Genomic DNA, 24,291 nt, shown 5'->3' on the forward strand with positions numbered 1-24,291 from the left:
AGCGGCTACTCTCCCGGCACAATTAACGGGAGCTGGAATATGCAGAGACTGAAGGGCAAGGTCGCCGTCGTGACCGGCGCGGGCCGCAATATCGGCCGGGCCGAAGCGATGCTGCTGGCGGAGCAGGGCGCGAAGGTCGTGGTCAACGATCTGGGCGGCGGCCCCTATGGCACGGAGAGCGGCGACGCGTCGCTGGCCGAAGCCGTGGCGCAGGAGATACGCGACGCGGGCGGCGAGGCAATTGGCCAATGTTCCAGCGTGGCGACCCGCGAGGGCGGCGAGGCGGCGGTGCAGGCGGCCATCGATGCCTTCGGCCGGATCGACATTCTGGTCAACAATGCGGGGATCGTCCGCCCGGCGCGGATAGACCGGATGACGGACCAGGACTGGAACCTCTGCATGGACGTCAGCCTGACGTCGAGCTTCTACACCTGCCGTGCGGCGGCGGCGCATATGATCGCGCAGCGGTCCGGCGTAATCGTCAATACGGGGTCGCCATCGGGCTTCGGCCATTGGGGCATGGCCAATTATTCCGCCGCCAAGGAAGGCCTTCTGGGCTTCACCCGCACCATTGCGCGCGACCTGGGGGAATTCGGCATTCGCGCCAATCTGATCCGCCCGGTGTCGCATCTGACGGGCACGCATACGCCGGAAATCGACGAGACCATCGCTGAATCGGCGCGACTTGGCATTCCGCTGCTGTGGAACAAGCCGATGGCGCAGCCGCGCATGACCGCCCTGCCCGCCCATGTCGCGGCGCTGATCGTATGGCTGTGCACCGACGCCGCCGCCCATGTCAGCGGGCGGGACTTCTACATCCAGGGCGACGAAGTGGCCCTGATCCCCGAACCTGAAGCGATCCGCACCAGCATCCATCCCGGCGGCTGGACGCTGGATGCGTTCGACGAGCAGGCGAACCGCGACTATCTGTTCGGCTCGATCCAGAACCGGTTCGTGCGGACGCCTGATCCGGTTTAAAGCGGACCAAGTGGCGGGGCGGCATGATCGACCGCCGCCCAGCCGAAACGCGGCGCGGTGGCGGCGTTATTCTCCTCCGCCTGCCATTCGACCGGATTCACCATCCAGTAGAACAGGCCATAGACGATATGGGCGCGGATGGCGCGCCATGCCTCTTCCTCGGACGGCGGATGGGCCACGCCATGGCGGGCCAGCGCGGCAAGATAGCCCGCGACCAGATCCTTCTCCCAAGCCCGCCGGTCCAGCGGATCGAGCGCGGAGATGTAGAAATAGGTCACGTCCTGCGCCCAATGGCCGCGACGCGTGGTCTGCCAGTCGAGGAAGCCCGGCCGCCCCTCGCGGGTGAGATACATATTGCCCAGATGCGCGTCGCCATGGATGACGCAACGCGGACCCTGCTCCCCGAAAAGGCGCAATTCCTGCAGCGCCGCATGAACCCCTTCCCGGTCGCGGCAAGCCGCCGGAATGCCGAGCGACCGGGGCAGTCCCATATAATGCGCCCATGTTTCGGGCTGGAGCTGACCGCGCCCGAAATCGCCCCAGGCTTCGTCCGGCAATGGATCATGGCGCATCAGCCAGCCAAGATCGCCATCGTCCTCCAGCGCGGGACTGTTCCACCAGCGCGCGTGCAACGCGGCCATGTCGTCCAGGAAAGCGGCGGCCTGATCGCGGGTCAGCGGCTGCTGCACGCGGCAGATATGGGCGCCGGTCGGTCGCAGATCCTCCATGACCACCATCCCCTGATCGGCATTCGCCGCGGCGTAGAGGATTTGCGGCAGCCCCAGCAGCAGGCGCGGCGCCAGCTCCGCGAAAAAGCGCGCCTCCGTCTGGTAGCAGAATTTCACCAGCTCCCGATGCTCGGCAAGACCCGCCTTGATGCACAAGGCCCGCGGCAGGCCATGGCCCCGCCCGGCGTCATTATAGGTCGCCGTCACCATCATCTTGGTGCCCGTGCCCCAAAGGATTTCGTGGACGTCGAGCCTCTCGACCCGCGTTCCGGGATAGCGCGGTGCCAGCGCGTCGCCCAGCCAGGAGGCGGTGACGTCTTCAGGGACCAACGGCAACCAGGGTTCTTTCATGCAGCCTCCTCCATATGCAGCTTCGATAACAGGCAGGCGACCAGATGACCGACGAGCGTTTGCAGCAAGACATGCCCTTCCCCGTCATCGCAGCGCCGGCGGGGAATTCGGCGTCCATGGAGCGCTTGACCCCGGCGGAAAATAAGGTTCGCATGGGATGGTCCGGCAGATCGCAACATAGCCTAAGAAATCCCGTCCAGGGCTGAGGGTCGGCCGCCGACGCGCCCGGTGCCGGCCACAGCCGTTCCCGGCCATCCGCGATCGGAGCAAGACCCTGCTTCACATTCCCTTCACGCCCTGAAGAACCAGTCTGACGATGGCGGCGACGTCCATGTGCAGATTGTCCGTACCCACCAACAGGCGATGCATCGGCGCCAGCACGGCGAGGTCGTAGAGGAAGCAGGCGGCCCTATCCGGATCGCGTACACCGCAATTGAGGAGAGGCTGGCGCAGCATGGCCTGCGCCTGCGTCAGCCCGTTCCGGTTCGCCGCCAGTGCCAGCGCAGGCAGATTTGTCGCCTCCGCCACCAGCAACCGGTACATGGCGAGCGCATCCTCGTCCGTGGCCATCGCGTTGAGGGCGCCGACCATGCGGGTCAATATAGCCTCGTCGCTCGCGGCTTCGCGGCCGATCCGCTCGATCATGGCGAAACGGCGGGCGATGAACTGCTCCAGAACCGCTTCGAGAACCGCGCGCTTGTCCGGAAAGCCGGCATAGAGCGTCCTTTTCGACATGCGCGCCAGCGCGGCAATGGCGTCCATCGACGTGCCGGAAAAACCCTCCCGCCGAAACAGATGCGCCGCGGCGTCGAGAATGCGGGAGCGAGCGTCCAGCACATCCAGTTGCGGGGGCATGACACGCCCGACCATCGCATCATCGTCGGCCGTCACGGCAGCTGGGTCAGATCGGGGTCGAAGTCTTGCCGGATGGGTCATGATCGGCGCTCGTCCCTCATGCCGCGAAAGCGAGCGGCAGGCCCGGCCGGGGCGAACGGCCGCGCAGCAACCGGCCCGTTCCGGCTGCCGTGATCCAGACATCCCGGCCATTCTCGGCGCCGAAGGCGATGTTCGTCACCATGCGATCATCGATCGGCATGTCGCCGCGCAGGCCGATGGCGGGATCGACGATGGTGATACCGCCTCGCCCAATGGAGCCGATGCAGACATGCCCGCCCGCCTCCACCGCGAAGCTGTCCGGCATGATGTGGCCCGACGCCGTGGCGGCGACTTCGCCGCTGAGGCGTACATCGCCCAATTCCACCACCAGCGCAGATCCATCGGAAAGCGCCACCGGCCCTTCCGGAATCAGAAGGCCGCTTGCCATGACCTCCATGAACCTCTCCCATGCCTGCTGCCCTGTTCGACAGTCAGGTAGAGAGGATCGATCCCGTTCGGGCAACGGCTTTCACACAGGCGCCGACAATGCATCACAAGTCCGTACGACCGGCCTTATGCCGCCAGGATGTTCCTGCTGTTCCCGCCGGATGTTTCAGTGCTGCGGACGGATGAACATGGCGGTGCCGTGGTCGGATGCGACATAAACGGGATCACCGATCTTCACCAGTTGCGGGATTTCCTCCAGCGCCAGCGGCATGCCCGTCAGCCGTCCTCGGGTTATCCGGCAGAAACTGTCCTCATCGATGCGGAAGGTGCGCTGTTCCCCCTCCTTCGTTTCCACGGCGATGGCGCAGGCGTCGAGCGCGGCGACCGTGCCGACGGTCGGGATATTGCCCGATTTCGGCATGCCGCGAATATCCATCGACAGGCGGAAATGGCGGTCGGACCGGTTGGCAAGTCCGCTATGGGGCGTTTCCAGGCTGAACACCAGCAGGTCGCCGGGTTGGTAGAGGGCGCGGCACCAGGCATCGGCCGGGATCACATCGTCGCCTATGCCCTGGGGCGGCCGGGGAAAATCATTCATCCGGGGACGGTGCAACCCTTCGGCAACAGCCAGGCCGCCCGTCTCCTCATCGATTGGAGCGAGCGGCATCCAGCAGATTTTCAGTGGCAGCCCCTTGTTGTTGGGGCCATCGCAATGGACGAAGTTGAACCGCGAGTCCGGCCGACCCGTGCCCGGCGGCAGCGCGTGATATTCGGTATTGGGCACCCAGAAGACCTCTTCCCCGAACAGCTCCTCGAAAAAGGCGCGGATCGCGGGCTCCGCGACGAATTGATCCCGCGGATAGCGGGCCAGCAGCGGATCGGTGGCCGGCGTGCCGTCGTTCCGGATCGGAAAATCGTCGAGCGGTGCGCCATTATACACGGCCGCGTCGTCGCGCGCTGGGTCGACGACTCCCAGGTCGCGCAAGACATCCAGGTAGACGGCGCGCAACCGGCCGACAGCATCCTTGTCCAGCACGTCGCGGAAGAACCAGTAGCCGTCCCGATCCCATGCCGCATCCAGCGCCGCGCGATCGCCCAGCAGATGATTGGCGGTCCTGAGCTCGCGCATCGGCGGCGTATCAGGCGAGGTGGAAGTAATCATGTCGGCCATGTCCGGTCTTCCCATAAACGTCGGGCCAGGCCGACCCGCATCCGTCCCGCGAAACAGGACGGATGCGGGGCAGCCGCCCCCTTTTTCAGAAATGATAGCGCAGGGTCACGCCATAAGTCCGCGGCAGGCCGGGCGTGTGGCTGGTGTAGCCCAGGCTGTCGAGGTTGATGAGCAGGAAGTCATATTTCTTCTTGGTCAGGTTGTTGACATAGAGGGCGAGGTCGAAGCCCGATCCCATGACCCGGTTCCAGCTCGCGTCCAGATTCACCAGATTATAGCCCTCTGCATCCGTATAGCCCGGCACAACCGTATCGTTCCCGACATAATCGTCGGTATGATAATAGCTGATCCCGATGGACGCATCGCCCTGAGAACTGTCCAGCGGTGCGAGCAGCCGCGCGCCCAGCGTGTAGACATTGCGCGGCGCGCGGGCGAAGGGATCGTTGCTGTGGTCGCTGCCGTCCGGATAGATGAACTTCGTGAACTTCGCGTTGGTATAGGCATAGTTGGCCGACAGTTCCAACATGGACACCGGACGGAACAATATGTCCGCTTCGATGCCCCAGATGCGCGCCTTGCCCGCATTGGTCGTGACAGTGGTGGGGGGCAAGGCCAGCGGATCGGTCAGCAACCGCTGGATGTCGTTATATTTGGCGTAATAGGCGGCCAGATTGGTGCGCAGGAACATGCCGCCCATGCGCCAGTCGGCCTTCACCCCCAATTCGACATCGTCCACCGTTTCCGGCCTGAAGGTCCGGCGCAGCCCGGCCTCGGTCGAGGCGCGGGCGCCGAAGCCGCCGGTGCGGTAGCCATGCCGGTGCGCAAGGTAGATCAGCTTGTCCTGCGCGATCTTATATTCCAGGCTGAGATTGTAGGTGACTTCGGAAAAGCTGTCGCCCACGTTCAACTCGCACTGCGAAAGCGGCACGGCGGTTTCCGGCGTCGCGGGATTATTGTCGAGGTCGCGGGTGAAACGGCATGCGGTGGCCGTGCGATTGCGGATCGTCGCCTCGCGCTTGTCTCGATTGTAGCGAACGCCGGCCGTCAGGCTCAGGCTGTCGTTGAAACGATAGGTGCCCTGCGCGAAAGCAGCGAAGCTGCGGTTGCGGCCCGCCACATCGGTGTTGCTGAACGCAGCGGTGGGATAGCCGAAAATATCTTCCGGCTCGACCAGGCCCGGATCGACGCTGCCAACCGTGGAAAGACCCTGGTTGCGACCCTTTTCCCAGAAATAATAAAGGCCGGTGATCCAGTTGAAGTTTTCGGTTTCGCCCAGCAGTTGCAGCTCTTCCGAAAACTGCGCGGTCCAGTCTATCCGCTGCTGTGGATGCAACGAATTCATGCTTCCATCCATATCGTCGAAGATGTTGTCCTTGACGTGACGATAGCCGACGATGTTCTTGACCGTCAGCATGTCGTTGAGCGGAACGGTCGTAGTGTTGGCGATGTCGTGCGTCTCCACCTTGGTGAAGATGTTCGATCCATTGGCGATGCGATAGGGGCCCCGCGCCTGCTGTTCGGCCAGCAACTGCTCCAGCGGGCGATAGCCACGCGCCGCGCGGACGGCGGCGCCGTTCAGCGATCCGGTGGAACGGACCTTGGCGAGAAAGCTTGCCGTGCCGCCATCGTCTTCGTGGAAATAATTATAGACGGTCAGCGATTCGACGCCGCTGTCGTTCTTCATCAGCACGGAGGCGCGCACGCCCTCCTGCGCGGTGTCGTTGACGTTGCGGCCCAATATCTCGTCATAGACGAAGCCGTCGTCGCGCTGACGCTGGCCGGCGACGCGCACCAGTATATTGGGCGACAGGGGCACGTTCAGCATGCCCTCCACGATGAAGGTGTCCAGATTGCCGTAAGTGACGCCGACGCGGCCTTCGAAATTTTCGGTCGGCCGGTTGGGACGGATGATGATCGCGCCGCCGGTCGTGTTGCGGCCGAACAGGGTGCCCTGCGGCCCGCGCAGCACTTCCACCGATCCTATGTCGAACAGCGCGCCATTGACCCCCTGCGTGCGCGCAAGCACGATGTCGCCCATATAGGTGGAAACGGACTGGTCCGCGAGCAGGGTTAGTTCCTGCTGGCTGAGGCCACGGATCGCGAAATTGGGCAGCGAACGGCTGCCGCCCTGTCCGGGAACCGACACAAGGCTGGGGACCACGCGGCTGAGGCCCGCGACATTCGAAATATTGGCGCGCTCCAGCGTAGCGCCTGACACCGCACTGACGGAGAGCGGCACATCCTGCAACCGTTCCTCGCGCCGCCGTGCCGTTACGACGATGTCGTCACTGCCGAAGGCGGCCTGCGCATGCTGGAGTTCCTGTTCGGGCGCCGCCTGCGCCGATGCAATTGCCGGAGCCGCCGAAAGCAGGCAGGCACAGGACGACATCCAGAAACTCGAAATTTTCATGACAACCTCCCCTGAAACATTGATGTTCGCTTTTGTTGTGAAATCGTGACCGCCTCGCCGCCGGGCCGGTCGGTTGCCGCGTCACAGCAGGCCGCGTTCCTCCGACGTCGGCAGATCTTCGGGCGATATGCCGGCCTCGCGCATGGCCATGATCACCGCTGTCTGGGCAGAGGCGATGCAAGGGAAACCGACATAGGGCGTCAGTTGGACCAGCAGCCCTTCCAGTTCCTCCACCGTCAGGCCATTGGCCAGGCCGATCTTGACATGGTTTTTCAGCTCCAGCGATTGACGCGACGCGATCAGCGCGGAGATGACGGCTATGCTCTTTTCCTTGCGGTTGATGCCTTCATGCCGCCAGGCATCGTGAAAGGCCCAGCCTGCCGCCATGCGGGTAATATCCGACCCGAAACGGTCCGATGTCGCGGCTTCGTTGAAGACGCCGCCGAAGCGTTCGCCCATGACGCCAGTGATGAAGGCGACGCCCGATTCCTGTTTTTCATCCAGTTGGCTCATTGATTCGGTCCTTCTGTTCCCGCGTCGGCCGCCAGTTCCGCTTCGGCCATGAAATGCGCGGCAATGGGGCCGATCCGTGTGACGCCACCGTCCACGGGCAGCAGAACGCCGGTGATGAAGCGCGCATCGTCGCTCGCCAGAAAAGCCACCGCCCTGGCGATGTCCCAGGCATCCCCTTCGATGCCCAGCGGCGCGATGGCCCGGCGCAATGTACGCAGACCTTCGGGCAGAACATGCATGGCATGGGGCGTCATGATATGGCCGGGCGCAACCGTGTTGACGCGGATGCCATCGCGGCCATGCAGGACGGCGATTTCGGCGGCAAGTTGCGCCATCGCCGCCTTCGACGGGCCATAGGCTATCGATCCATGGGCCCGCATCCCTGCGATGGAGGAAATGTTGACGATCGATCCCCCGCCCGCCGCCTTCATGGCCGGTACGGCATGACGGATCATCAGCATCGCGCTTTTGAGGTTGACGTCGATGACCCGCGTCCAGCCGCTCTCGTCCGCCGCGTCCAATGCAACGGGATCGGATATGCCGACATTATTGACCAATATGTCGAGCCGCCCGGTATGCGCGACCGCCTGCTCCACGAAATGGCGGCAGTCGGCATCGACCGTGACATCGCCGGCCAGCGTGAAGGTCTGTCCACCGGCAGCATCGATGCGGCGGCGCGTTTCCTCCGCGCTTTCCCTGTCGCGGTCGACCAGCGCGACATGCGCGCCCTCCCCCGCCAGCAGCATCGCGATGGCGCGGCCGGTGCCGATGCCGTCGCCCTGGGTTCCCGCGCCCGTGACGATGGCCGAACGCCCCTTGAGGCGTGGATAGAATTTAGTGGGTTGCGGCATGGATCAGGCCCGGTCCTGCCCGGGCCGATCACGTGTCGGAAGACATGAAAATGCCGTCTCGGGCGCGCCTGTTGCGCGCCCGGCCATTTGCTCGATCATGCGAAACTCTCCCAATGGCCAAGTCCATGGCCTATTTTCTATGCATGCATCATGCGACTCTCCTGGCACTGGCGTCAGGTGTGGTTTTGACATCATGACGGGGGTAAATTACCATCCTGTATGGCTCGCGATATTGCAGTGATCGGATTTGACGGCGCATGTCTCGCCAGTGTCGGCTTGTTCCTGGATCTGTTCGGCCAGATGCGCCTGCGCGTGGCCGATCAGTTTCGAACAAGAGACGACATCGGCATGCACACACGCGCCAAATTGTTGGGACCAAGCCCAAGGCCAATTCAGGTCCTGGGCGGATGGAAGTTGCAAGTGGAAGATGGGCTGGAGGCAAGGCCCCATCTCTATATCCACGTGCCCGACTTCTATTGTCCGGAGGAAGAGACGCCGGAATATCTTGCCAAACTCCATTCCGTAATCGACTGGCTCCGCAGTCAATATGCAGGCGGCGCGCATCTGTCCGCCACTGGGCGGGGAATAGAATTGTTGGCGGAGGCCGGGCTGACGGGCAATGGGCCCGTGCCGGTGACGCGAGGCGCAGCCGCGGAATTCCGCAGGCGTTATCCGCATATCCGCGTCAACACGACGGACCCCATTGCCGAAGTCGACCGGATCATGATGGCCCGCGGGATGACGCACGAAATGAGCCTGCTCACCCGCCTGATCGGCAGGCTGTTGTCACCGACCATGGCAGGGACGCTGGCGGACGCGATGGGCATGGAATCGGACCGGCCCGGCCTGTCGGACGATCCCCTGGTCGCAGCGGCGCAGATGTGGCTTTCCGAACGGGCGTCGCGCGGGCTGCATATCGGCATGCTCGCGACGCATCTTGCGGTGAGCCCGCAGACACTGATCCGCCGGTTCCGCGCGAAGCTGGGCATGACGCCGCGGGACTATCTGCGGCTGGTGCGGATGCGCAGCGCGCAGTCGCAGCTACGCGATACCGATCGCCCGGTTTCGCAGATCGCGACGCTGATCGGCTATAACGATCTCAAATCCTTCCAGCAGGCGTTCCGCCACCATAGCGGGATGAGTGCGAGCCATTATCGCGCCCTCGTCCGGAACGGCGGCGATCCGCTTCCCTCCCCATCCGGCGCGGTGGGCGGCTCCGATTTCGCGATGCCACTGATATTGTGCTGAAGCTGCGGATAATGCGTGCGAATGGGGGACCGGCAGATGGCCGATCCCCCGATCGATCAGAACTGGACGCGGAATTCGCCGCCCATCGTCCTTGGCGGTTGCAGATAGGTCGCTGCCTGGGGATAGGGCTGCGACGCATTGAGCGCATTGCCCGCCGGGAATAGCTGGCCCAGATCGACATGGTTCAGCAGGTTCTTGACCCAGAAGGCCAGTTCGCCCTTCACCCCGTTGCCAAGCGGGATTTCGGAGATGCCCGTGCGCATATTGATGCGGTTGGTGAAAACGCCGGGATTATAGCGCGGCGAAGGCGAAGCAGCGGTTCCGGTCGAATTGACCACCGTCAGCAGCTTGTAGGGCGCGCAACATGTCATTTTCGAGCTGCGCGTCCAGTCGAAATGGATGTTGAAGACGCCGGGGTCGAGCGGCCGGCTGAAGTCCACGGAAACGGAGCCGGCATGTTTGGCCGCGCCTACGCCCAGCAGTTGGAGGAAGGATGCGCCGGGGTGGGCCGCCATATCGGCGGGCGATACGACCAGGGCGCCGGCACAATTGCCGGCCGGGGCCGCCGCGCACGGACCCGACGACAGGATGCTCGTCCCATTGGGTTTGAACGTGGTCAGTGTCCGCGGATCGATCCCGATCAACCGCTTGTTGCTGTCGACATAGGTATAGTTCGCCGCCAGGCTCAGCCCCGGCACGATCCGGGCGCTCAATTCCACTTCCAGCCCCTTTGCCCTGTAGGGAACGGTGACGTTGAACGTGTCGGAAATGCTGGGGTTCGTTGCCGGGCTGGTCTGAATGGATTGTTGCTGATCCTCGACCTTATATTTGAAGGCCGCGATGTTCAAGGTCACGCGCCTGTCGAACCATTGGGACTTCATGCCGATTTCCCAGGACTTCAAAACTTCGGTGCCATAGGCGGTGAACACCTGCGAACGAACATTGGCGCCGCCATCCCGGAAGCCGGAGGCATAGCGGACATAGGTGTTCATGTCCTCGGTCAGCTTGACCTTGGCCGTGAAGGCGGGATCGACGCGCTTTTCCTTCGCCTCGTTGCGCAACTGCGTCGGCAGGATCACGCCGTTGAAGATGTCGCGCCGGGCCCTCTTGGTGTCGTCGCTGTAACGCAGGCCCGCGGTCAGTTCCAGCCGCTCTTCCAATATGGGTGGCGTCCAGCTTGCCTGACCGTAGGCCGCATAGGCGTTCGTCTTGGAAAATTGGCGGATGAAGCCGCCATTGGGCGCGAAAGGACTGTAATAGGGCGCGCGGCTGGGGCCGCCGCCCGGCGTGCAGGGCGCGCCCGCTATGCCCGCCGGACAATTGGTGGAAAAGCCGGAATCACGCTCATCCTGCACATCTTCGTAGAAATAGATGCCGCCGACCGTGACGTTGAAGCTGGACGTCGTGTAGATCGCCTGAAGTTCCTGGCTGAAAACCTTGGAATCCAGATAATTGCTGGCCCATGCCTGCACGGGCGACGTTCCCAATGACGTAACCGCCCCGCCATAGTTGATGGAGCGACGCAATCCGGTGATCGACTTCAGCGTCAGCGCGTCGCTGGCGCCATAGGTCAGGTTCAGCACATGACCGCGATTCTTCGTGATGAAATAGAGCGAGGGAATCGCGAAGGGCGCTCTGTCGGGATATTTGTCGAGATCGAGCGGAAACTGCTGATAGCGTCCTCCATCGGTCGTGAAGATCGTAGCCGGGCCTGTGGGCGGCACGGTGATGCCGCCATTGGGGTTCTCGATCGTGCCGATATTGGGAGATACCAGGATTTGCGGAAAGGCCTGATCGTCCTTTGCCCAGACATTGTCATAGGCATAGAAGATGTTGAGATCGCCGAAATCGCGTTCCACCGCAACCCTGCCGCCATAGGTCTTGAGCTGGCGGAAATCCCTGTCATAATCTCCAGTCTTCCAGTGAAAGGATGAATAAGGGCTTGAAACGGGGGTTATGTTTTGCAGGAGAGCGCTCTTGACGTTCCGGAAATACCCACCCCGCTTGCGGTACATGCCCGACAACTGAATACGGAATCCCGCGATTTCCGGCATGTCTAGACGCCCCTTGAGCTCATAGGCATCGAAATTGCCGATGCCGGCGCGGAAGTCTCCTCCCAGCACGCCGCTTGGCCGGCGGGAAACGATCTGCACAACGCCCGCCTCCGCATTGCGGCCGAACAACTGTCCCTGCGGCCCACGCAGCACCTCGATGCGTTCAGGCGTAATAAGGTCGAGCGCGCCGCCCTGGGCTCGCGGAATGTTGATGCCGTCGATATAGAAGGCCACGGCATTGTCCTGCGTGCCCTGGGACGCGTCCGATGTCCCATAGCCGCGCATCTGGAGCGCTACCCCGGTCTCAGTCCCGTTGAGCGGATAGGAAGTAAGACCGGCGATCTTGCCCGGCCCCAGATCGTTGAGATTTTCGATACCCCGGCTGCGCAGCGTGTCTCCACTCAGCGCGGTGACGGCAAGCGGCACTTCCTGCAGTCGCTGTTCGCGCCGTGTGGCGGTCACGACGATGTCTGCATCTCCAGCCGTGGCGCGGCCGCCCTGATCCTGCGCGCTGGCAAGAGAGGGCATGGACAGGGCGGACAGGGCCGCACTGGCGAAAAGAAGCTGCTTTTTCATGGACGTCTCTCCCTATGATTTTGTTCTATGAGCGAGCGATGCGAATGCGCCTCCCGAACGGTTCCAAGGATGCATGGGAACCCGGCGCGGGTGATCCGGAGCAGGCGGAATCATGCCGAGACAAAGAAAGCACCTGCCCGCATCGCAAATGATGAAGCAGGCGGATCATGTCCGGAAATGTGGCCAGGCGCCGCGCAGATCGCATCGTCCCTCCCCTTCGGACAGAACATCCGCCGTTCTCGCGGTCTGGATGCCGGCGGCTTCAACCGCCTGTCCTTGATCCGGCATATCAGTGCCAGAACGGTGCAAAGCTAATTACGGCGCATATTGCATGCAAGTGCGCCTACATAGATCGTATTTGTGATCTCTCCGACCAGGGAATCGGATGGGAAAAGCCGGTTCAAGGCTCGATCGAGTTTTTACAGCGGTTGGGCACCAACAAGTGGCGGCTCAAAGCGCATCTGCGATGATCAGGCTGAATGATCTGTGAAGACCCTGCGACCTTCCGCTCAATCGACCGCGAAGCGCCGGTCATAAGCAGCCTGGCGGCGCGCGATCTGTGCCTGCCTTTGCCGGGGCGTCACCTTCGCAACCGCTGGCGGCAAAGCCTCCTCAAGCCGCGCCAACGCCACTTTCCGGCTTTCGATCGACGGGGCTTCCGCATCGGGATCGGGGAAGCCCTGCCAACGGTGCAGGACCAGCACATCATGCAGCCCGCATGGATTCAGCCAATTATGCACGCCCGGGTCCGCCATGGAGAGGACATAGGTGAAGCGTCCGTCCGCATCCGGCGCCATTTGCGCATTGGTCAGGCTGATCTGCCTGTCGCGATTGGGCAGGCTGCGCAACCACAGGTCATGCAGGACGATGTCGCGATAGGTTGCGCCCGCCGCATTGGCCGTGATGATGACCGCTTCATCCTCGCGCAACGTGAAGTGGCCCAGGCTGCCCTGCTGGGTCACCAGTCCGCCCACAGACCCCGCTCGCTCGGGCGGCGTCATCATCTGTGGGCCGTTGAAGAACAGACGCTGGGCATAATAGGCATAGAATACATCGGACAGGATATTGCGAATGGCTGTAGCGGCCAGTTCATCTTCCGTCAGCGGGGGTCGCGTCGGCGGGTCGAGCCTGCGCACCTGCAACGCATCGGGCTGCTGCCGTTCCCAATCCCCCATGGAATCGCGGATGAAGAGGTAGAGCGTCCCTGCCGGTATCTGGAGATGATTCCGCCGTTTCCCGACAGGCATATCATCCAGGGTGAGCCTGTACCGACCGTCCTCGTCAATCTCCATGTCAAGTTGTTCGAGCGATGCCAGCGTCGCGGACGTGGTGCTGTTGCTGACCAGTTGGAAGGTGACGTAAGTGGACGGTTCGACCTGCCTTTGCCCCGTCAGTTCATAGCGTCCGCCTGCCGCGACGGGAATGATGCGATAGGCGTTGTTGGGATTGTCTCCACCCCATTTCGCGCCGGGCACCTTATGTCCGAACCATTGGCCGCCTTCACTATATAGACGCAATATGCGGGGATGATTGGCATCCGTATTGGCGGCAACCAGCGTGCATTTGAAACAATAATCGGAAACATGGTCGTCGAACAGCGCCATCTGGTCGGCAGGCATGAGCCTGTCCGTCACGCGCCGCCACATGATCTCCGCACGGGCGCGAGCCGCCCTGACGTCCGGCCGCTCGAACAGCCGCATGGCGAGCCTCTCGAGATCGCGCTGGTCGACATTGGCCACCGGATTGGCGGCGGACAGAAAATAATCGCCAGTGTCGAGGGGCATCACATCCTTCTCCCATGCAGGCCCGGCTATCACCAACCGGATCGACCGTCATATAGAACGATCGTTCTTATATCTGGTTTTAAGCCGCCAATTTATGAAGATATGATGCACTTGGTAAACTAGTTCCGTCAAGCTCTGGCTTCACTGCGGGGCGCGACGCCAATATCTTCGGACCCGACGCATCCTGTGGCTGCTCAGGCCACTGCCCCCTCCCCCGCATCCGCCGCATGCGGTTCTCCGCTTTCCTTCGCCTTGGCGGGCATGCGCACCAGCGGATAGAACACCTCCTCCGCCCAATGGGGCTGCGCACCGGGCACACCATAGCGCCAGGGCCGCCCCTGCGGAATGTGCAGCGTTCCGAAAATCCAGTCGAGAAAAGCGAAGGTGACTGCATAGTTGCGATAGGATGCGCCGTCCTTGCCATAGCCATGATGGCTATGATGCATGCCCGGGCTGATCAGCAGATGCTCGATCGCGCGAAACAAGGTGCCGAAACGCGGATGTCGCCGGATGGCGTCATCCCAGCGAAAATGGCTGTGGGTGATGAGGTTCCAGCAGAAGATGGTGAGAATGACGAGGCCCACCGCGATCCCCTGCCCCAGATAGACCGCAAAGCCCGTAATCCATGCGGTCGGCACGACGAACGACCAGAACAGATTGATGCGCTGTGTCACCAGCACGTTCATGTACCGCCCCGCATGATGTGTCCGGTGTATCTTCCATAACCAGCGAAGCGTCGGTCGGCGCTGCCCCTCATGCGCCCACCGATGTCCCCAGTAGAAGGCGAATTCCACCAGCAGGAACAGGCTGACATAGGAGGGCAGCAAGGGAAGGTGGGCGAGCGCACCCTTCCCCTGCGGCAGCAGCAGCGCGGCCGCGCCAGCGATCAACAGCCCGGCCAATATTCGCGTGACCAGCGGATTGAGCAGGGCGCACAGGCCAAGCACCAATATATCGTCGCGACGATAAATGCCGCGATGGCGGCCCATGAGAATTTCCGTTGCCAGGACGATCGCCGTCACGGCAAGCACCGGACCATAATAGGACATTGTTTCTCTCCTTGTCCGGCAATTTAGGCTGGCTTCGGGGAGGCTTCCAATTCATTGACAGTGTGATTTCGATGAGTTCAGCACATGGACATCCGTAAACTTCGCCATATCGTCGCATTGAGTCAGGAACGGCACTTCGGCCTGGCCGCAGACCGCCTTGGCGTGACGCAATCGGCTCTAACGCGCAGCATCCAGGCGGCCGAGGCGGAAATCGGCCTGCGCCTGTTCGACCGCGGGCGCGACGGCGTATATCCGACGCGCGCCGGCGAAGCGCTGTTGGCTGACGCGGTGCCGCTGCTCCGTCAGATGGAGAATCTTGAACGCAATATGGCGCTGCTTTCCGACCGCGGGTCGGGGGAAGTATGTTGCGGTTTCGGCCCCCTCGCCGCTGCATTGCTGTTGGAGAGCATGCTGTCCCATGTCGCCCGCGATCATGGCGGCCTGAGGGTGCGGACGAAATTGGGCGATGTCGGGGAACTCCAGGCGTTGCTCCAGGAAGGGGAACTGGACTTTGCCGTCCTGGCCCATGTCCTTGTGGAAGACCGGCCTGACCTCAGCTTCAGGCGCATTGGCCGGACGCGGTTGGGCGCGTTGGTGCGGCGCGGCCATCCCCTTGCCGGCCGCACGGTGGGGGAGGAGGACATCTCAGGCTATCCCATCATCGGCGGAACAGGCGGCAGCCCGATCTACGCGCCCACGATCAGTTGCGACAATTTCGAGATTGCGGGCCTGGTTACGCTGGCAAGCGACGCTGTCTGGATCACGGCGGAGGCTTTGGCCGACGACCGATACGCGCTTATTAACGGTCTGCCGGTCGCGCAGCCGCTGGAGTTGGTGGTGGCATCCCTCGCTCGACGTACATTATCGGTCCAGGCGCTGTTGCTGATCGATCTGATCGTCGCGGCCCTGCGACACCGATCGGCGTAGAGCCAATCGACATTCAGCCCTGACGGCCTGCAAATGACGCTTTTCCGTGCTTCCGGTGCTCACCTACTTTGAGTAGGCTGCGCTCCGGGTCACGGAAAACCACCATTTTCGGCTCGTCATCTTCTGAATGTCGATTGGCTCTAGGCGGAACTGCCCCAGTCGACCCGGCTTTGCAGGAACTCCGCCACGGCGCGGACGGCCTGACGCTTCGTGCGATCCTGGGGAATGAAGAGCTGGACGTCGACGCTTTCCTGGTTCCACTCCGTCAATACCGGCTTCAGCAGACCCGATGCCAGTTCGGGAGCGACCAGCATTTCCAGCGTCTGGGCTATGCCGACTCCGGCGACCGCTGCGGCGGCTATGGCGTCACCATGATTGAAGGTGGCGACGCTGGCTGGGCGTAGCGACCGCCGCTCCTTTCCGCGAACGAATCGCCATTGACCAACCGGCCGATCGACCGTGGCGTAAAGCACGCAATCATGATCGTGAAGATCGTCAGGCGTCACCGGTTCGCCGCGACGCGCCAGATAGTCGGGCGAAGCCACCTGCACGAAACGGGTACGGCCCAGATTGACGACTTCCCCCTTCCCTTCTGCCGGTACGCCGACGCGGATGAGCAGGTCGAACGCTTCGGGCCGGAACATCATGCTGCGGTCCCCGACGCTAAGGTCAAGGACGATGCGAGGATGAAGGGCGCGCAACTGCGACAGGGCCGGCACGACGAAGCGCAGGCCGATCGCGCCCGGCGCGTCCAGCGCGACGCGGCCACTAGGGCCCATGTCGCTCATCCGCATCCGGCTTTCGGCCTGTTCCACGGCTTCCAGAATGGATCGCGCTTCTTCCAGAAACAAATGGCCCTGAGGGGTGAGGGCGAAGCGGCGTGTCGTCCGGTGGATCAACCGCGCGCTCAGCCGGTCTTCCAGCCGGGCCAGATGGGTGGAAACCATGGTCGGGGAAAGAGCCAGCCGCTCCGCGGCACGGACGAAGCTGCCTGAATCCACGATCGCCACGAATACTTCCAAACCCGTCAGCCGATCCATGATTATCTCTCATCATTGCATAATACGTCTCGAACTGTGGTGATTATCCGCTCGGATAGCAATGCTAGAAAGGAGGCGACTTCAATAATAAGCTGAGAGGAAGCATGGCCTATCCGCGCCTGTTCGATCCGTTCCGGATCGGCAATCTGACGCTCAAGAATCGCATCGCCATGGCCCCGATGGAAACACATCTGGGCGAACCCGACGGCGGCGTGAACGAAGCGATCATCGCCTATTACCGCGAGAGGGCGCGGGGCGGCGCCGGCCTTATCATCACGGAATTCACCTGCGTCGACGCGGAAACCGGCTTCAGTTCCAACGTGCCGCAATTGCGGTTGGACAATGACCGGTTCAAGGCCGGTCACGCGCGACTGGTCGCCGCCATTCACGCGGCCGGAGCGAAGGCGGTCATCCAGATTTCGCACGCGGGGCGACAGACCAAGGAAAGCGTGATCGGCCGCCAGCCGGTCTCATCCAGCGCGATTCCTCTTAACAGCATCTATATGAACGCCGTGCCCCGACCGCTGGAGGATGAGGAAATCCACCACATCATCGGGCGTTATGCGAATACGGCGCGGCTCGCCATGCTCGCGGGCTATGACGGCGTGATGCTGCATGGCGCCCATGGCTATCTGATCCAGCAATTCCTTTCCCCGCTGATGAACCATCGTGACGATGAATGGGGCGGCGATTTCGAACGCCGGCTGCGCTTTCCCACCGAAGTCATCAAGGCGGTGAAGGCGCAGATCGGGAACAAGCCGCTGATGTACCGGATGTCCGTGGTGGACGGCGTTGAAGGCGGCATCACCATCGAGGACAGCGAGAAGATTGCGCCGCGTCTTTGCGAAGCCGGTGTGGATGCCGTCGACATCAGCTGGGGCTTTCTGGAAAGCGCCCATCTCATCCTGGAGCCGATGTCGGTCGAGGAAGGGGATCGCCTGCCCTATGCCCGCCGCATCCGGGAAGCGACCGGCAAGCCGGTAATCACCGCAGGCGTGATGCGCTGGCCCGACAAATGCGAGCAGGCAGTGATCAATGGCGACACCGACATCGTGTCGCTGGGTCGCGCGCTGCTGGCCGATCCGATGTGGCCGATCAAGGCGCAGCGCGGATTGGTCGACGACATCCGGCCATGCACCTCCTGCAACTGGTGCATTCGCGAACTGGCGCAAAGTCGGTCGGTCGCCTGCGCGGAAAACCCCCGTTGCGGCAAGGAGACGGAAGCGGAACTGGAGCGTTTCGCCAATGGCCTGAAGGCGGCGGTGATCGGCGCGGGTCCGGGCGGCATGGCCGCGGCCCTGCTTCTTGATCAGGTCGGCTTTGCCGTCACCCTGTATGAAAAGCGCCAGCGTCTGGGCGGCAATCTTATCACCTCGGCCGTTCCTCCCGGAAAGGACAAGCTGTTCTGGTATCATAAATTCCTGCTGAACCGGGTCGAACGCAGCACCATCACCGTGCGCGTCGGGACGCAGGCGACGCGGGAGGTGATTGAAGAGGACCAGCCAGACGTCCTGATCCTCGCCAATGGTTCGCGGCTGGCGCCGCTTGACCTTGCGAGCTGGGGCAATTTGCCGACCGCGCCGGCCTATGAAGTGCTGATGGGCGAAACGGATGTCCCGCCATCGACCCCTGAACGGCCGATCGTCATCTATGGCGGAGGTGAAACGGGAACGGAGACAGCGGAATATCTGGCGCAGGACGGGCATCATGTGCTGCTTGTCACCCGTTCCGACGCCAAGTTCCTCGCCCGCAACGCCGAAGTGCTTTACCGCGGCGCGCTGTTGCAGCGGCTGCATGGCAATGCGGCCATCCGCATCCTCGACAACACGACGCTGCATGCCGTCGATGGCGAGCATGTCACGCTCTCCGGCGATGGCGCGCTGACGGATCAGCCGGCGGCGGCCCTGCTGCTGGCCCATGGCCTGGTGCCCGACAGCGAATTGCCGGACGCTCTCACCGGTCTCGACATTCCGATGATCCGCATCGGTGACGCCGCGCAGGTTGCGCGGATCGGTGAAGCGGTGCGCGACGCCTATCGCGCGGTGCAGGATCTGCGCCGCCTCATCCTGCAACCGGAGCCGATCGCATGCTGAACATCGCCACCACCATAGAACGCCGCCCGCTCGATGCACCTTTCGGACTGGAAATCGTCGGCGCGGACCTGACCCGCGATCTGGACGGCGCGACCCGGAAGGCGATCCATGATGCATGGATCGACGCGGGAATCCTGCTCTTCCGCGACGTCCGCAACGACGACATGGCGCAGATGCGCCTCAGCACCATCTTCGGGGAAATGGAACCCGCCGCCACGGCCGATCTGAACGATCCCGTCAATCAGTTCATGATGACGCTGGCCTATGATCCGCAGGACCCCTCGGGCCGCCCCAACCCCTTCTATCGCGTGGATGGCATCGATCGCGCAGGCTGGCTGGGCTGGCATTGGGATCAGAGCTTCATGCCCACAATCGTGCGCGGCGCCGTGCTGCGCATGACGGAACCGGCCCGCACCATGGGGGAAACCGGCTTCATCGACGCGATCCAGGCTTATGACCGGCTGTCGCCCGACATGCAGAAACGCATCGAGGGGCTGGAGGTCGTTTACGAATTCAACCCCGATTTCTGTTCCGGTCAATTCGGCTTCCCCACCGACATAGAACGCCTTGACGTCGGCGCGACGGTCAAGCCAGGATCGCATTACAATTTCCCGCCTGTCGTCCATCCGCTGGTGATCACCCAGATGGAAACGGGCCGGAAGGTGCTGAAACTCTCGCCCATGCATGCCCGCTATGTGCTGGGCATGGAAAGGGCGGAAAGCGATGCGCTGCTGACAGAGCTGGCGGCGCATCTGGGTGATCCAGCCCATGCCTATTTCCACAAATGGCAGGAAAACGACATGGTCGTCTGGGACAATTGGCGGATCGTGCATTCCGCCAATGGCGTTCCGCTTGACTGCAAGCGCAGCGCCCGGCGCACGACCATTGCCGGCGACTATAAGGTCGGGCGCTATCTCGACCCAACACTCGATCGGGACCGCGAAGTGAAGCGGCTGGTGGACTGAACAATGGCGGAGCCGTTGCTGACCGGCGCGACGATGCCGGTCAGCGACGATGCCGGTCAGCGACGATGGCCATGCATCATGGATATGATCTATCCGCCGGACGAAGGAATGCCGAACGGCATCAGGACCAGCCGCGGAGGAACCTTCCGGCGATTTCCCGCGCCCGCCCTTCGCGGTGGACGAAGCCAATATCATCGACCATCACCCGAAATCCCTGGGTGATGAGGCCTTGCAGGTCGAAGGCGGCGTCCTGCGGATCGCCCGGGCGCAGCACGCCGTCCGTCATCAGCCGTTCGAAATAATCGCTGATCGGCCGGAAGCCCTCATAGGCATTGGCAAGCAGCATCGCGCCCAGATGAGGAAAGTCGCGCCGTTCCGCCACCGCGATCTGGAGCAGGGTCCGCCCCATGGGGCGGCATATCGCGACCTCCGTATAGGTGGCGACGAACCGCTCTATCGTTCCCAAGGGGTCGGCCACATCCAGTTCCAGCGCCCAAAGACCGGACCGCACCGCTTCCATGCTGCGATGGATCAGCGCGGTGAACAGCCCTTCCTTGCTGCCGAAACGGCGATAGATGGTGGTCTTGCTGACACCCGAACGCTCGACCAGCCGGTCCAGGCTGGTGCCGCCGAAGCCCGTCAACGCGAATTCCTCCAGCGCGATGTCGAGCAGCCGGTCGATGCGCCGGTCGACCTCTGCGCGCGGCAGCCGACCGCCCTGCCAGCGCTTCCCTGCCTGTCCTGTCGTCATGGTCTCGCCGCTCATCCTGCGCGGATAACCCGGCGCGCCGCGCAAACCAAGGGGCAGTCCGCGCCGGTTCGCGAAATCGCTCCTGTGGGAAGCGCCACCAGTATCGGCGCCCTTCAATGGCGTTGGAGCGCGCGCTTGGCCTCTGGCGTGATGGTGTAGACCGCTTCGCGCTGCGCCCCGCGGTTGGGGTGATCGACCCGATACCCCTGATAGTGGCGGCGCAAAAGGCCGGCGCGGACCAGGTCCGATACGACCCGGCTCACATTCGTCCGTCCCGATCGCAATATTCGCGACTGAACTTCCTGTTCGAGCTGCCGTTCCACCTCTTCGGGATCGGCCATATTGCCCGGACGCGACATCAGATCGGCGTGAACCGCATCGATCATGGCGCGACGCCGACAATCCCGTTGCGCGAGAGGCGCCAGCGCCTGGCAAAGCCAGTCACGGACCGGCACCCTCCCCTTGCCGCTGCCGACATAAGGTCCCACGCTGTCGTTGGAACCCGCTTCCTGAGCGATCAGCTTCAACACCAGCAATGCATAGCGGGGCCGCTTCGACACCGTCGATATGCGTTCCACAAGATCGGGAAGCGCGGACGTCACGGGCAGCGATGGCGGCCGGGACGCCGCCGGTGATTGCTCGAAGAGATCAGGCTGGTGGAACATATGTGGAATCTAGCACATGCTGAGTCCGTGTGAATCCCCCTCTGCGGCGATCTTCCAACAAAAAGCACGGATGACACTTTACCCGGCAAGCGCGTGGGATTTCGCGGTCCATTGCCATTTCCTGCGGCTCGATCTGAACGGCCAATGGTCGTGACCTGTCCGGCGCCGCGAAGAATGCTCTTCCTTTCCGAAAAATCAGCCGTGACACTTAATCTCCCGCGCGCGAATTCGGTAAAGTGTCACACATGTCATTCAGCGCGGTTCCCATTCTTCGACAGGTTCGCGACAGCTTTTCTGCACGATGATCTAATATAGTTTTACGCGATAACGGATTTGCCGGAACGGCCGTGAAATCGGGTCGTTGCAGAATAAACCAGCCATCAGGGGTGAAGATGTTATGAAAATGGCTCCCGCGTTTCTCATTGTCGCACTGGCCGCATGCGCGCCTTCCGATCAGGGCGATTCCGGTGATTCCACTTTCGCGCCGAGCAACACGACCGCAGGCACGGTGCCCGACGGCATTCCCGGCGAAGGCCCCGGCAGCGCCATGACGGATGGCGAGACCAGCACGCGGGGCGCCGTTTCCGCCAGCGACAGTCCCACGGCAACACAGGGATCTTCAGGTTCCTCCGCGGCGCAAAATGGGTCCGGGCGATAACGCGCCTTATCGGAAGAGCGAAATCTTCGCCGCCAGATCGTTGCGGATCGTCGTGGCGGCGACGCCCCCCTCCCCCATGGCGTGGCTGATCTGGTCCAGGCCCTTGGCCACGTCGCCGGCCGCATAAAGGCCCGGCACGCTCGTTCGCTGATGGTCGTCGACGATGAGGCAGCCGTCGTCCGTCGCTTCGGCCTCCAGCATCATCGCCAGTTCCGACCGGATGATCGATCCAAGCGCCGGATAAACCGTGTCATAAGCTTGCGCCCCATTCGGCGTCGGCACCGATATGCTTTCGCCGTCGATGCGCAGCGGTTCGCAAGGGCCGTTCACCAGGGCGATGCCCGCCTCCTCCAGTCTTACCCGCTGGTCGGCGGACAGTTCATGATCGCCCTCAGGTGAAATCAAGCTGATGTCGGCGGAATAGGTGCGCAGGAACATCGCTTCGTTCGTCCCCCGCGCGCCCGTTCCGATGACGGCGATACGCCGGTCGGTGACTTCGTAGCCGTCGCAGATCGGACAATAGCGCAACAGCCCCTGCCGAAGCGCGGCATCGTGCACATCGGGCGATATGGGCGGCGCATTGTTCACCACGCCGGTCGCCAGCAGGACGCTGCGCGCCTGCCATGTCTCGGTCCCGATATGCGCCAGGAAAATATCGCCGTCCTTCTCCAGTCCCGTCACCAGCCCTTCCGTCACCTCACCGCCGAATTCCGCCGCCTGCCGGCGCATGAGCGCGAGCAGCTCCCGGCCCGATATGCCGCCGGGATAGCCTGCATGATTGCGGGTATGCGGGATCAGCGCAGCGCGGCTGTTGCCCGCGTCCACGATCCTGATCCTCAAATGGAAGCGGGCCAGATAGATGGCCGCCGTAAGGCCGGCGGGGCCTGCGCCCACGACGAGGCAATCCAGGGGCTTCGTCATTCCGCTAACGCCCGGGCTGCCGGCGCGGCATCAGCAGGCCGAGTAGCAGAACCCCGGCCGCCACACCCACGCCGGTGGCCAGGGCGGCCTTCCGCCGTTTCGTCGCGGGTTTACGGAACCCGCCGTCGATACCGCCGCTGTCCCGTGGCGGATCGAACAGATTGCCGCGCGTGACCGGCGCGCGTTCCGCAGAGGCAAAATAGCGCCCGAAGGCCAGATTCCCGATCCGGCTGAGCAGCGAGGGCGCAAATGGATGGGCGAACCGCACGGCCCAGGTCGGCGTCCCCAGCAGCAGGCTGTCGCGGGGCCGGTCCGCCAGGCGCACCACGGCGGCCGCCACCCTCCTTGGATCGAGTATGGGCGGCGGGGCGGTCAGCGCCTTGCCGGTATAATTGCCGGCGTGGCGTAGAGCGGGCGTATCGACGAAGGCCGGATAGACGTCGCAAATATGGATGTCCGGCCATTCGGTCATTTCCGCGCGCAATGCCTCCGAAAAGCCGCGCAGGCCGAATTTGCTCGCCCCATAGGCGGCGGCATAGGGCGTGCCGGTCAATCCGCCTAGCGAGATCATGTTGACGAAAATGCCGTGCCGCTGGGCCATGAAGATCGGCAGCACCGCATGGGCGTCGTTCATATGGCCGATGAGGTTGGAACGGATCGTCCGTTCGTGCACCTCGATCGGGACGTCCACGAACTTGCCGACGGCTCCGACGCCGACATTGCTGAACCAGAGGTCGATCGACCCGCAAAAATCGCGCGCCGACCGGGCGAGCTGACGCACTGCATCCGCATCCGCCACGTCGAGCGGTACGACCAACACCTCCGCCCCGGCCCTGCGGCACGTCTCCGCCACGGCTTCCAGCGCCTCGCCATCCCGTGCCGCGAGGACCAGCTTTCCTCCCCGGGCTGCGAACGCCTGCGCCGTGGCCTGGCCTATGCCGCTCGACGCGCCCGTGATGACGATATGGGTGCAGGGCGTTCGCGTGCCCCCGCGGCTCTTGTTCATGATCGCTCCTGTCAGCCTGTTCACCGATAAGCGCGAGAACGGGACTCCCGTTCCTGATCCTGGTTCCGAAAGCCGATTTTCCTTGCCATGGGTTAGAGCCAATCGACATTCAGCCCTGACGGCCTGCAAATGACGCTTTTCCGTGCTTCCGGTGCTCACGTACTTTGAGTACGCTGCGCTCCGGGTCACGGAAAACCACCATTTTCGGCTCGTCATCTTCTGAATGTCG

The 24,291-nt window shown here is 63.0% G+C and carries 20 protein-coding genes; 5 read left to right on the top strand and 15 right to left on the bottom strand.

Features of this window, described 5'->3' with window-relative positions; genetic code table 11:
- Positions 1-39: 39 nt before the first annotated feature.
- Positions 40-978, top strand: a complete 939-nt coding sequence (locus K7W03_RS04380; RefSeq protein ID WP_222885692.1) for an SDR family NAD(P)-dependent oxidoreductase — start codon at positions 40-42, stop codon at positions 976-978.
- Here K7W03_RS04380 and K7W03_RS04385 read toward each other — a convergent pair.
- The 7 genes from K7W03_RS04385 to K7W03_RS04415 all read right to left on the bottom strand — a co-directional run bounded on the left by K7W03_RS04385 (position 975) and on the right by K7W03_RS04415 (position 8,325).
- The gene (locus tag K7W03_RS04385; protein ID WP_222885693.1) at positions 975-2,057 is read right to left on the bottom strand and encodes a phosphotransferase; all 1,083 of its coding nucleotides are present in this window, start codon (positions 2,055-2,057) and stop codon (positions 975-977) included. The two genes, K7W03_RS04380 and K7W03_RS04385, sit on opposite strands and share 4 nt — an antisense overlap.
- Before the next feature lie 279 nt (positions 2,058-2,336).
- Positions 2,337-2,948: a TetR/AcrR family transcriptional regulator gene (locus K7W03_RS04390; protein WP_222885694.1), complete on the bottom strand. Its 612-nt coding sequence runs from the start codon at positions 2,946-2,948 to the stop codon at positions 2,337-2,339.
- 61 nt (positions 2,949-3,009) lie between these two features.
- Positions 3,010-3,390, bottom strand: a complete 381-nt coding sequence (locus K7W03_RS04395) for an SMP-30/gluconolactonase/LRE family protein (RefSeq protein WP_222885695.1) — start codon at positions 3,388-3,390, stop codon at positions 3,010-3,012.
- 156 nt (positions 3,391-3,546) lie between these two features.
- Positions 3,547-4,551 (bottom strand): phytanoyl-CoA dioxygenase family protein, encoded by a 1,005-nt coding sequence (locus K7W03_RS04400; RefSeq protein WP_222885696.1) that lies wholly within the window; start codon positions 4,549-4,551, stop codon positions 3,547-3,549.
- An 85-nt stretch (positions 4,552-4,636) separates the two neighbouring features.
- Positions 4,637-6,961, bottom strand: a complete 2,325-nt coding sequence (locus K7W03_RS04405; protein ID WP_222885697.1) for a TonB-dependent receptor — start codon at positions 6,959-6,961, stop codon at positions 4,637-4,639.
- 81 nt (positions 6,962-7,042) lie between these two features.
- The gene (locus K7W03_RS04410; RefSeq protein WP_061934501.1) at positions 7,043-7,474 is read right to left on the bottom strand and encodes a carboxymuconolactone decarboxylase family protein; all 432 of its coding nucleotides are present in this window, start codon (positions 7,472-7,474) and stop codon (positions 7,043-7,045) included.
- Positions 7,471-8,325, bottom strand: coding sequence for an SDR family NAD(P)-dependent oxidoreductase (locus K7W03_RS04415; RefSeq protein ID WP_222885698.1), 855 nt, complete (start codon positions 8,323-8,325; stop codon positions 7,471-7,473). The genes K7W03_RS04410 and K7W03_RS04415 overlap by 4 nt, the downstream gene beginning before the upstream one ends.
- 420 nt (positions 8,326-8,745) lie before the next feature.
- Between K7W03_RS04415 and K7W03_RS28195 the strand changes: the two genes are divergently transcribed.
- Positions 8,746-9,573: a helix-turn-helix domain-containing protein gene (locus K7W03_RS28195; protein WP_025550599.1), complete on the top strand. Its 828-nt coding sequence runs from the start codon at positions 8,746-8,748 to the stop codon at positions 9,571-9,573.
- A 56-nt stretch (positions 9,574-9,629) separates the two neighbouring features.
- On the opposite strand, the gene K7W03_RS04425 is transcribed toward K7W03_RS28195, so the two are convergent.
- From K7W03_RS04425 to K7W03_RS04435, 3 genes are all read right to left on the bottom strand, one after another.
- Complete coding sequence (locus K7W03_RS04425; protein ID WP_137708916.1) at positions 9,630-12,203, bottom strand: TonB-dependent receptor; 2,574 nt, start codon at positions 12,201-12,203, stop codon at positions 9,630-9,632.
- Positions 12,204-12,712: 509 nt separating this feature from the next.
- Positions 12,713-13,987 carry a hypothetical protein gene (locus tag K7W03_RS04430; protein WP_222885699.1) on the bottom strand — a complete coding sequence of 425 codons (1,275 nt, stop codon included), beginning with the start codon at positions 13,985-13,987 and terminating at the stop codon, positions 12,713-12,715.
- 194 nt (positions 13,988-14,181) lie between these two features.
- Positions 14,182-15,036 (bottom strand): sterol desaturase family protein, encoded by an 855-nt coding sequence (locus K7W03_RS04435; protein WP_137708914.1) that lies wholly within the window; start codon positions 15,034-15,036, stop codon positions 14,182-14,184.
- A gap of 84 nt (positions 15,037-15,120) precedes the next feature.
- On the opposite strand from K7W03_RS04435, the gene K7W03_RS04440 reads away from it, so the two are divergent.
- Entirely contained in the window at positions 15,121-15,963 is an 843-nt protein-coding gene (locus K7W03_RS04440; protein ID WP_222885700.1) for a LysR family transcriptional regulator, read from the top strand.
- Positions 15,964-16,103: 140 nt separating this feature from the next.
- Here K7W03_RS04440 and K7W03_RS04445 read toward each other — a convergent pair whose 3' ends face one another.
- Positions 16,104-17,003, bottom strand: a complete 900-nt coding sequence (locus K7W03_RS04445; RefSeq protein ID WP_222885701.1) for a LysR family transcriptional regulator — start codon at positions 17,001-17,003, stop codon at positions 16,104-16,106.
- Between the two features lie 104 nt (positions 17,004-17,107).
- Here K7W03_RS04445 and K7W03_RS04450 point away from each other — a divergent pair, with 104 nt between their 5' ends.
- Together K7W03_RS04450 and K7W03_RS04455 are read left to right on the top strand one after the other, a co-directional pair.
- Entirely contained in the window at positions 17,108-19,096 is a 1,989-nt protein-coding gene (locus K7W03_RS04450) for an FAD-dependent oxidoreductase (protein ID WP_061934519.1), read from the top strand.
- Positions 19,090-20,061, top strand: coding sequence for a TauD/TfdA dioxygenase family protein (locus K7W03_RS04455; protein WP_025550697.1), 972 nt, complete (start codon positions 19,090-19,092; stop codon positions 20,059-20,061). The genes K7W03_RS04450 and K7W03_RS04455 overlap by 7 nt, the downstream gene beginning before the upstream one ends.
- A 121-nt stretch (positions 20,062-20,182) precedes the next feature.
- Here the strand turns inward: K7W03_RS04455 and K7W03_RS04460 are convergent, their stop codons facing one another.
- The 4 genes from K7W03_RS04460 to K7W03_RS04475 form a co-directional block, all read right to left on the bottom strand.
- Positions 20,183-20,812 (bottom strand): TetR/AcrR family transcriptional regulator, encoded by a 630-nt coding sequence (locus K7W03_RS04460; protein WP_167706830.1) that lies wholly within the window; start codon positions 20,810-20,812, stop codon positions 20,183-20,185.
- A 113-nt stretch (positions 20,813-20,925) separates the two neighbouring features.
- Positions 20,926-21,477 carry a hypothetical protein gene (locus tag K7W03_RS04465; protein ID WP_048577638.1) on the bottom strand — a complete coding sequence of 184 codons (552 nt, stop codon included), beginning with the start codon at positions 21,475-21,477 and terminating at the stop codon, positions 20,926-20,928.
- Between the two features lie 664 nt (positions 21,478-22,141).
- Entirely contained in the window at positions 22,142-23,056 is a 915-nt protein-coding gene (locus tag K7W03_RS04470) for an NAD(P)/FAD-dependent oxidoreductase (protein WP_222885702.1), read from the bottom strand.
- 4 nt (positions 23,057-23,060) lie between these two features.
- Entirely contained in the window at positions 23,061-24,062 is a 1,002-nt protein-coding gene (locus tag K7W03_RS04475; protein WP_222885703.1) for an SDR family oxidoreductase, read from the bottom strand.
- Positions 24,063-24,291: the final 229 nt, after the last annotated feature.

Source organism: Sphingobium sp. PNB, assembly GCF_019873065.1.
GTDB lineage: Bacteria > Pseudomonadota > Alphaproteobacteria > Sphingomonadales > Sphingomonadaceae > Sphingobium > Sphingobium fuliginis.

Coding starts and splice junctions, on each gene's coding strand:
- K7W03_RS04380 (WP_222885692.1), top strand. CDS start 40: ATGCAGAGACTGAAGGGCAAGGTCGCCGTCGTGACCGGCGCGGGCCGC.
- K7W03_RS04385 (WP_222885693.1), bottom strand. CDS start 2,057: ATGAAAGAACCCTGGTTGCCGTTGGTCCCTGAAGACGTCACCGCCTCC.
- K7W03_RS04395 (WP_222885695.1), bottom strand. CDS start 3,390: ATGGAGGTCATGGCAAGCGGCCTTCTGATTCCGGAAGGGCCGGTGGCG.
- K7W03_RS04400 (WP_222885696.1), bottom strand. CDS start 4,551: ATGGCCGACATGATTACTTCCACCTCGCCTGATACGCCGCCGATGCGC.
- K7W03_RS04405 (WP_222885697.1), bottom strand. CDS start 6,961: ATGAAAATTTCGAGTTTCTGGATGTCGTCCTGTGCCTGCCTGCTTTCG.
- K7W03_RS04410 (WP_061934501.1), bottom strand. CDS start 7,474: ATGAGCCAACTGGATGAAAAACAGGAATCGGGCGTCGCCTTCATCACT.
- K7W03_RS04415 (WP_222885698.1), bottom strand. CDS start 8,325: ATGCCGCAACCCACTAAATTCTATCCACGCCTCAAGGGGCGTTCGGCC.
- K7W03_RS04425 (WP_137708916.1), bottom strand. CDS start 12,203: ATGAAAAAGCAGCTTCTTTTCGCCAGTGCGGCCCTGTCCGCCCTGTCC.
- K7W03_RS04430 (WP_222885699.1), bottom strand. CDS start 13,987: ATGCCCCTCGACACTGGCGATTATTTTCTGTCCGCCGCCAATCCGGTG.
- K7W03_RS04435 (WP_137708914.1), bottom strand. CDS start 15,036: ATGTCCTATTATGGTCCGGTGCTTGCCGTGACGGCGATCGTCCTGGCA.
- K7W03_RS04440 (WP_222885700.1), top strand. CDS start 15,121: ATGGACATCCGTAAACTTCGCCATATCGTCGCATTGAGTCAGGAACGG.
- K7W03_RS04445 (WP_222885701.1), bottom strand. CDS start 17,003: ATGGATCGGCTGACGGGTTTGGAAGTATTCGTGGCGATCGTGGATTCA.
- K7W03_RS04450 (WP_061934519.1), top strand. CDS start 17,108: ATGGCCTATCCGCGCCTGTTCGATCCGTTCCGGATCGGCAATCTGACG.
- K7W03_RS04455 (WP_025550697.1), top strand. CDS start 19,090: ATGCTGAACATCGCCACCACCATAGAACGCCGCCCGCTCGATGCACCT.
- K7W03_RS04460 (WP_167706830.1), bottom strand. CDS start 20,812: ATGACGACAGGACAGGCAGGGAAGCGCTGGCAGGGCGGTCGGCTGCCG.
- K7W03_RS04465 (WP_048577638.1), bottom strand. CDS start 21,477: ATGTTCCACCAGCCTGATCTCTTCGAGCAATCACCGGCGGCGTCCCGG.
- K7W03_RS04470 (WP_222885702.1), bottom strand. CDS start 23,056: ATGACGAAGCCCCTGGATTGCCTCGTCGTGGGCGCAGGCCCCGCCGGC.
- K7W03_RS04475 (WP_222885703.1), bottom strand. CDS start 24,062: ATGAACAAGAGCCGCGGGGGCACGCGAACGCCCTGCACCCATATCGTC.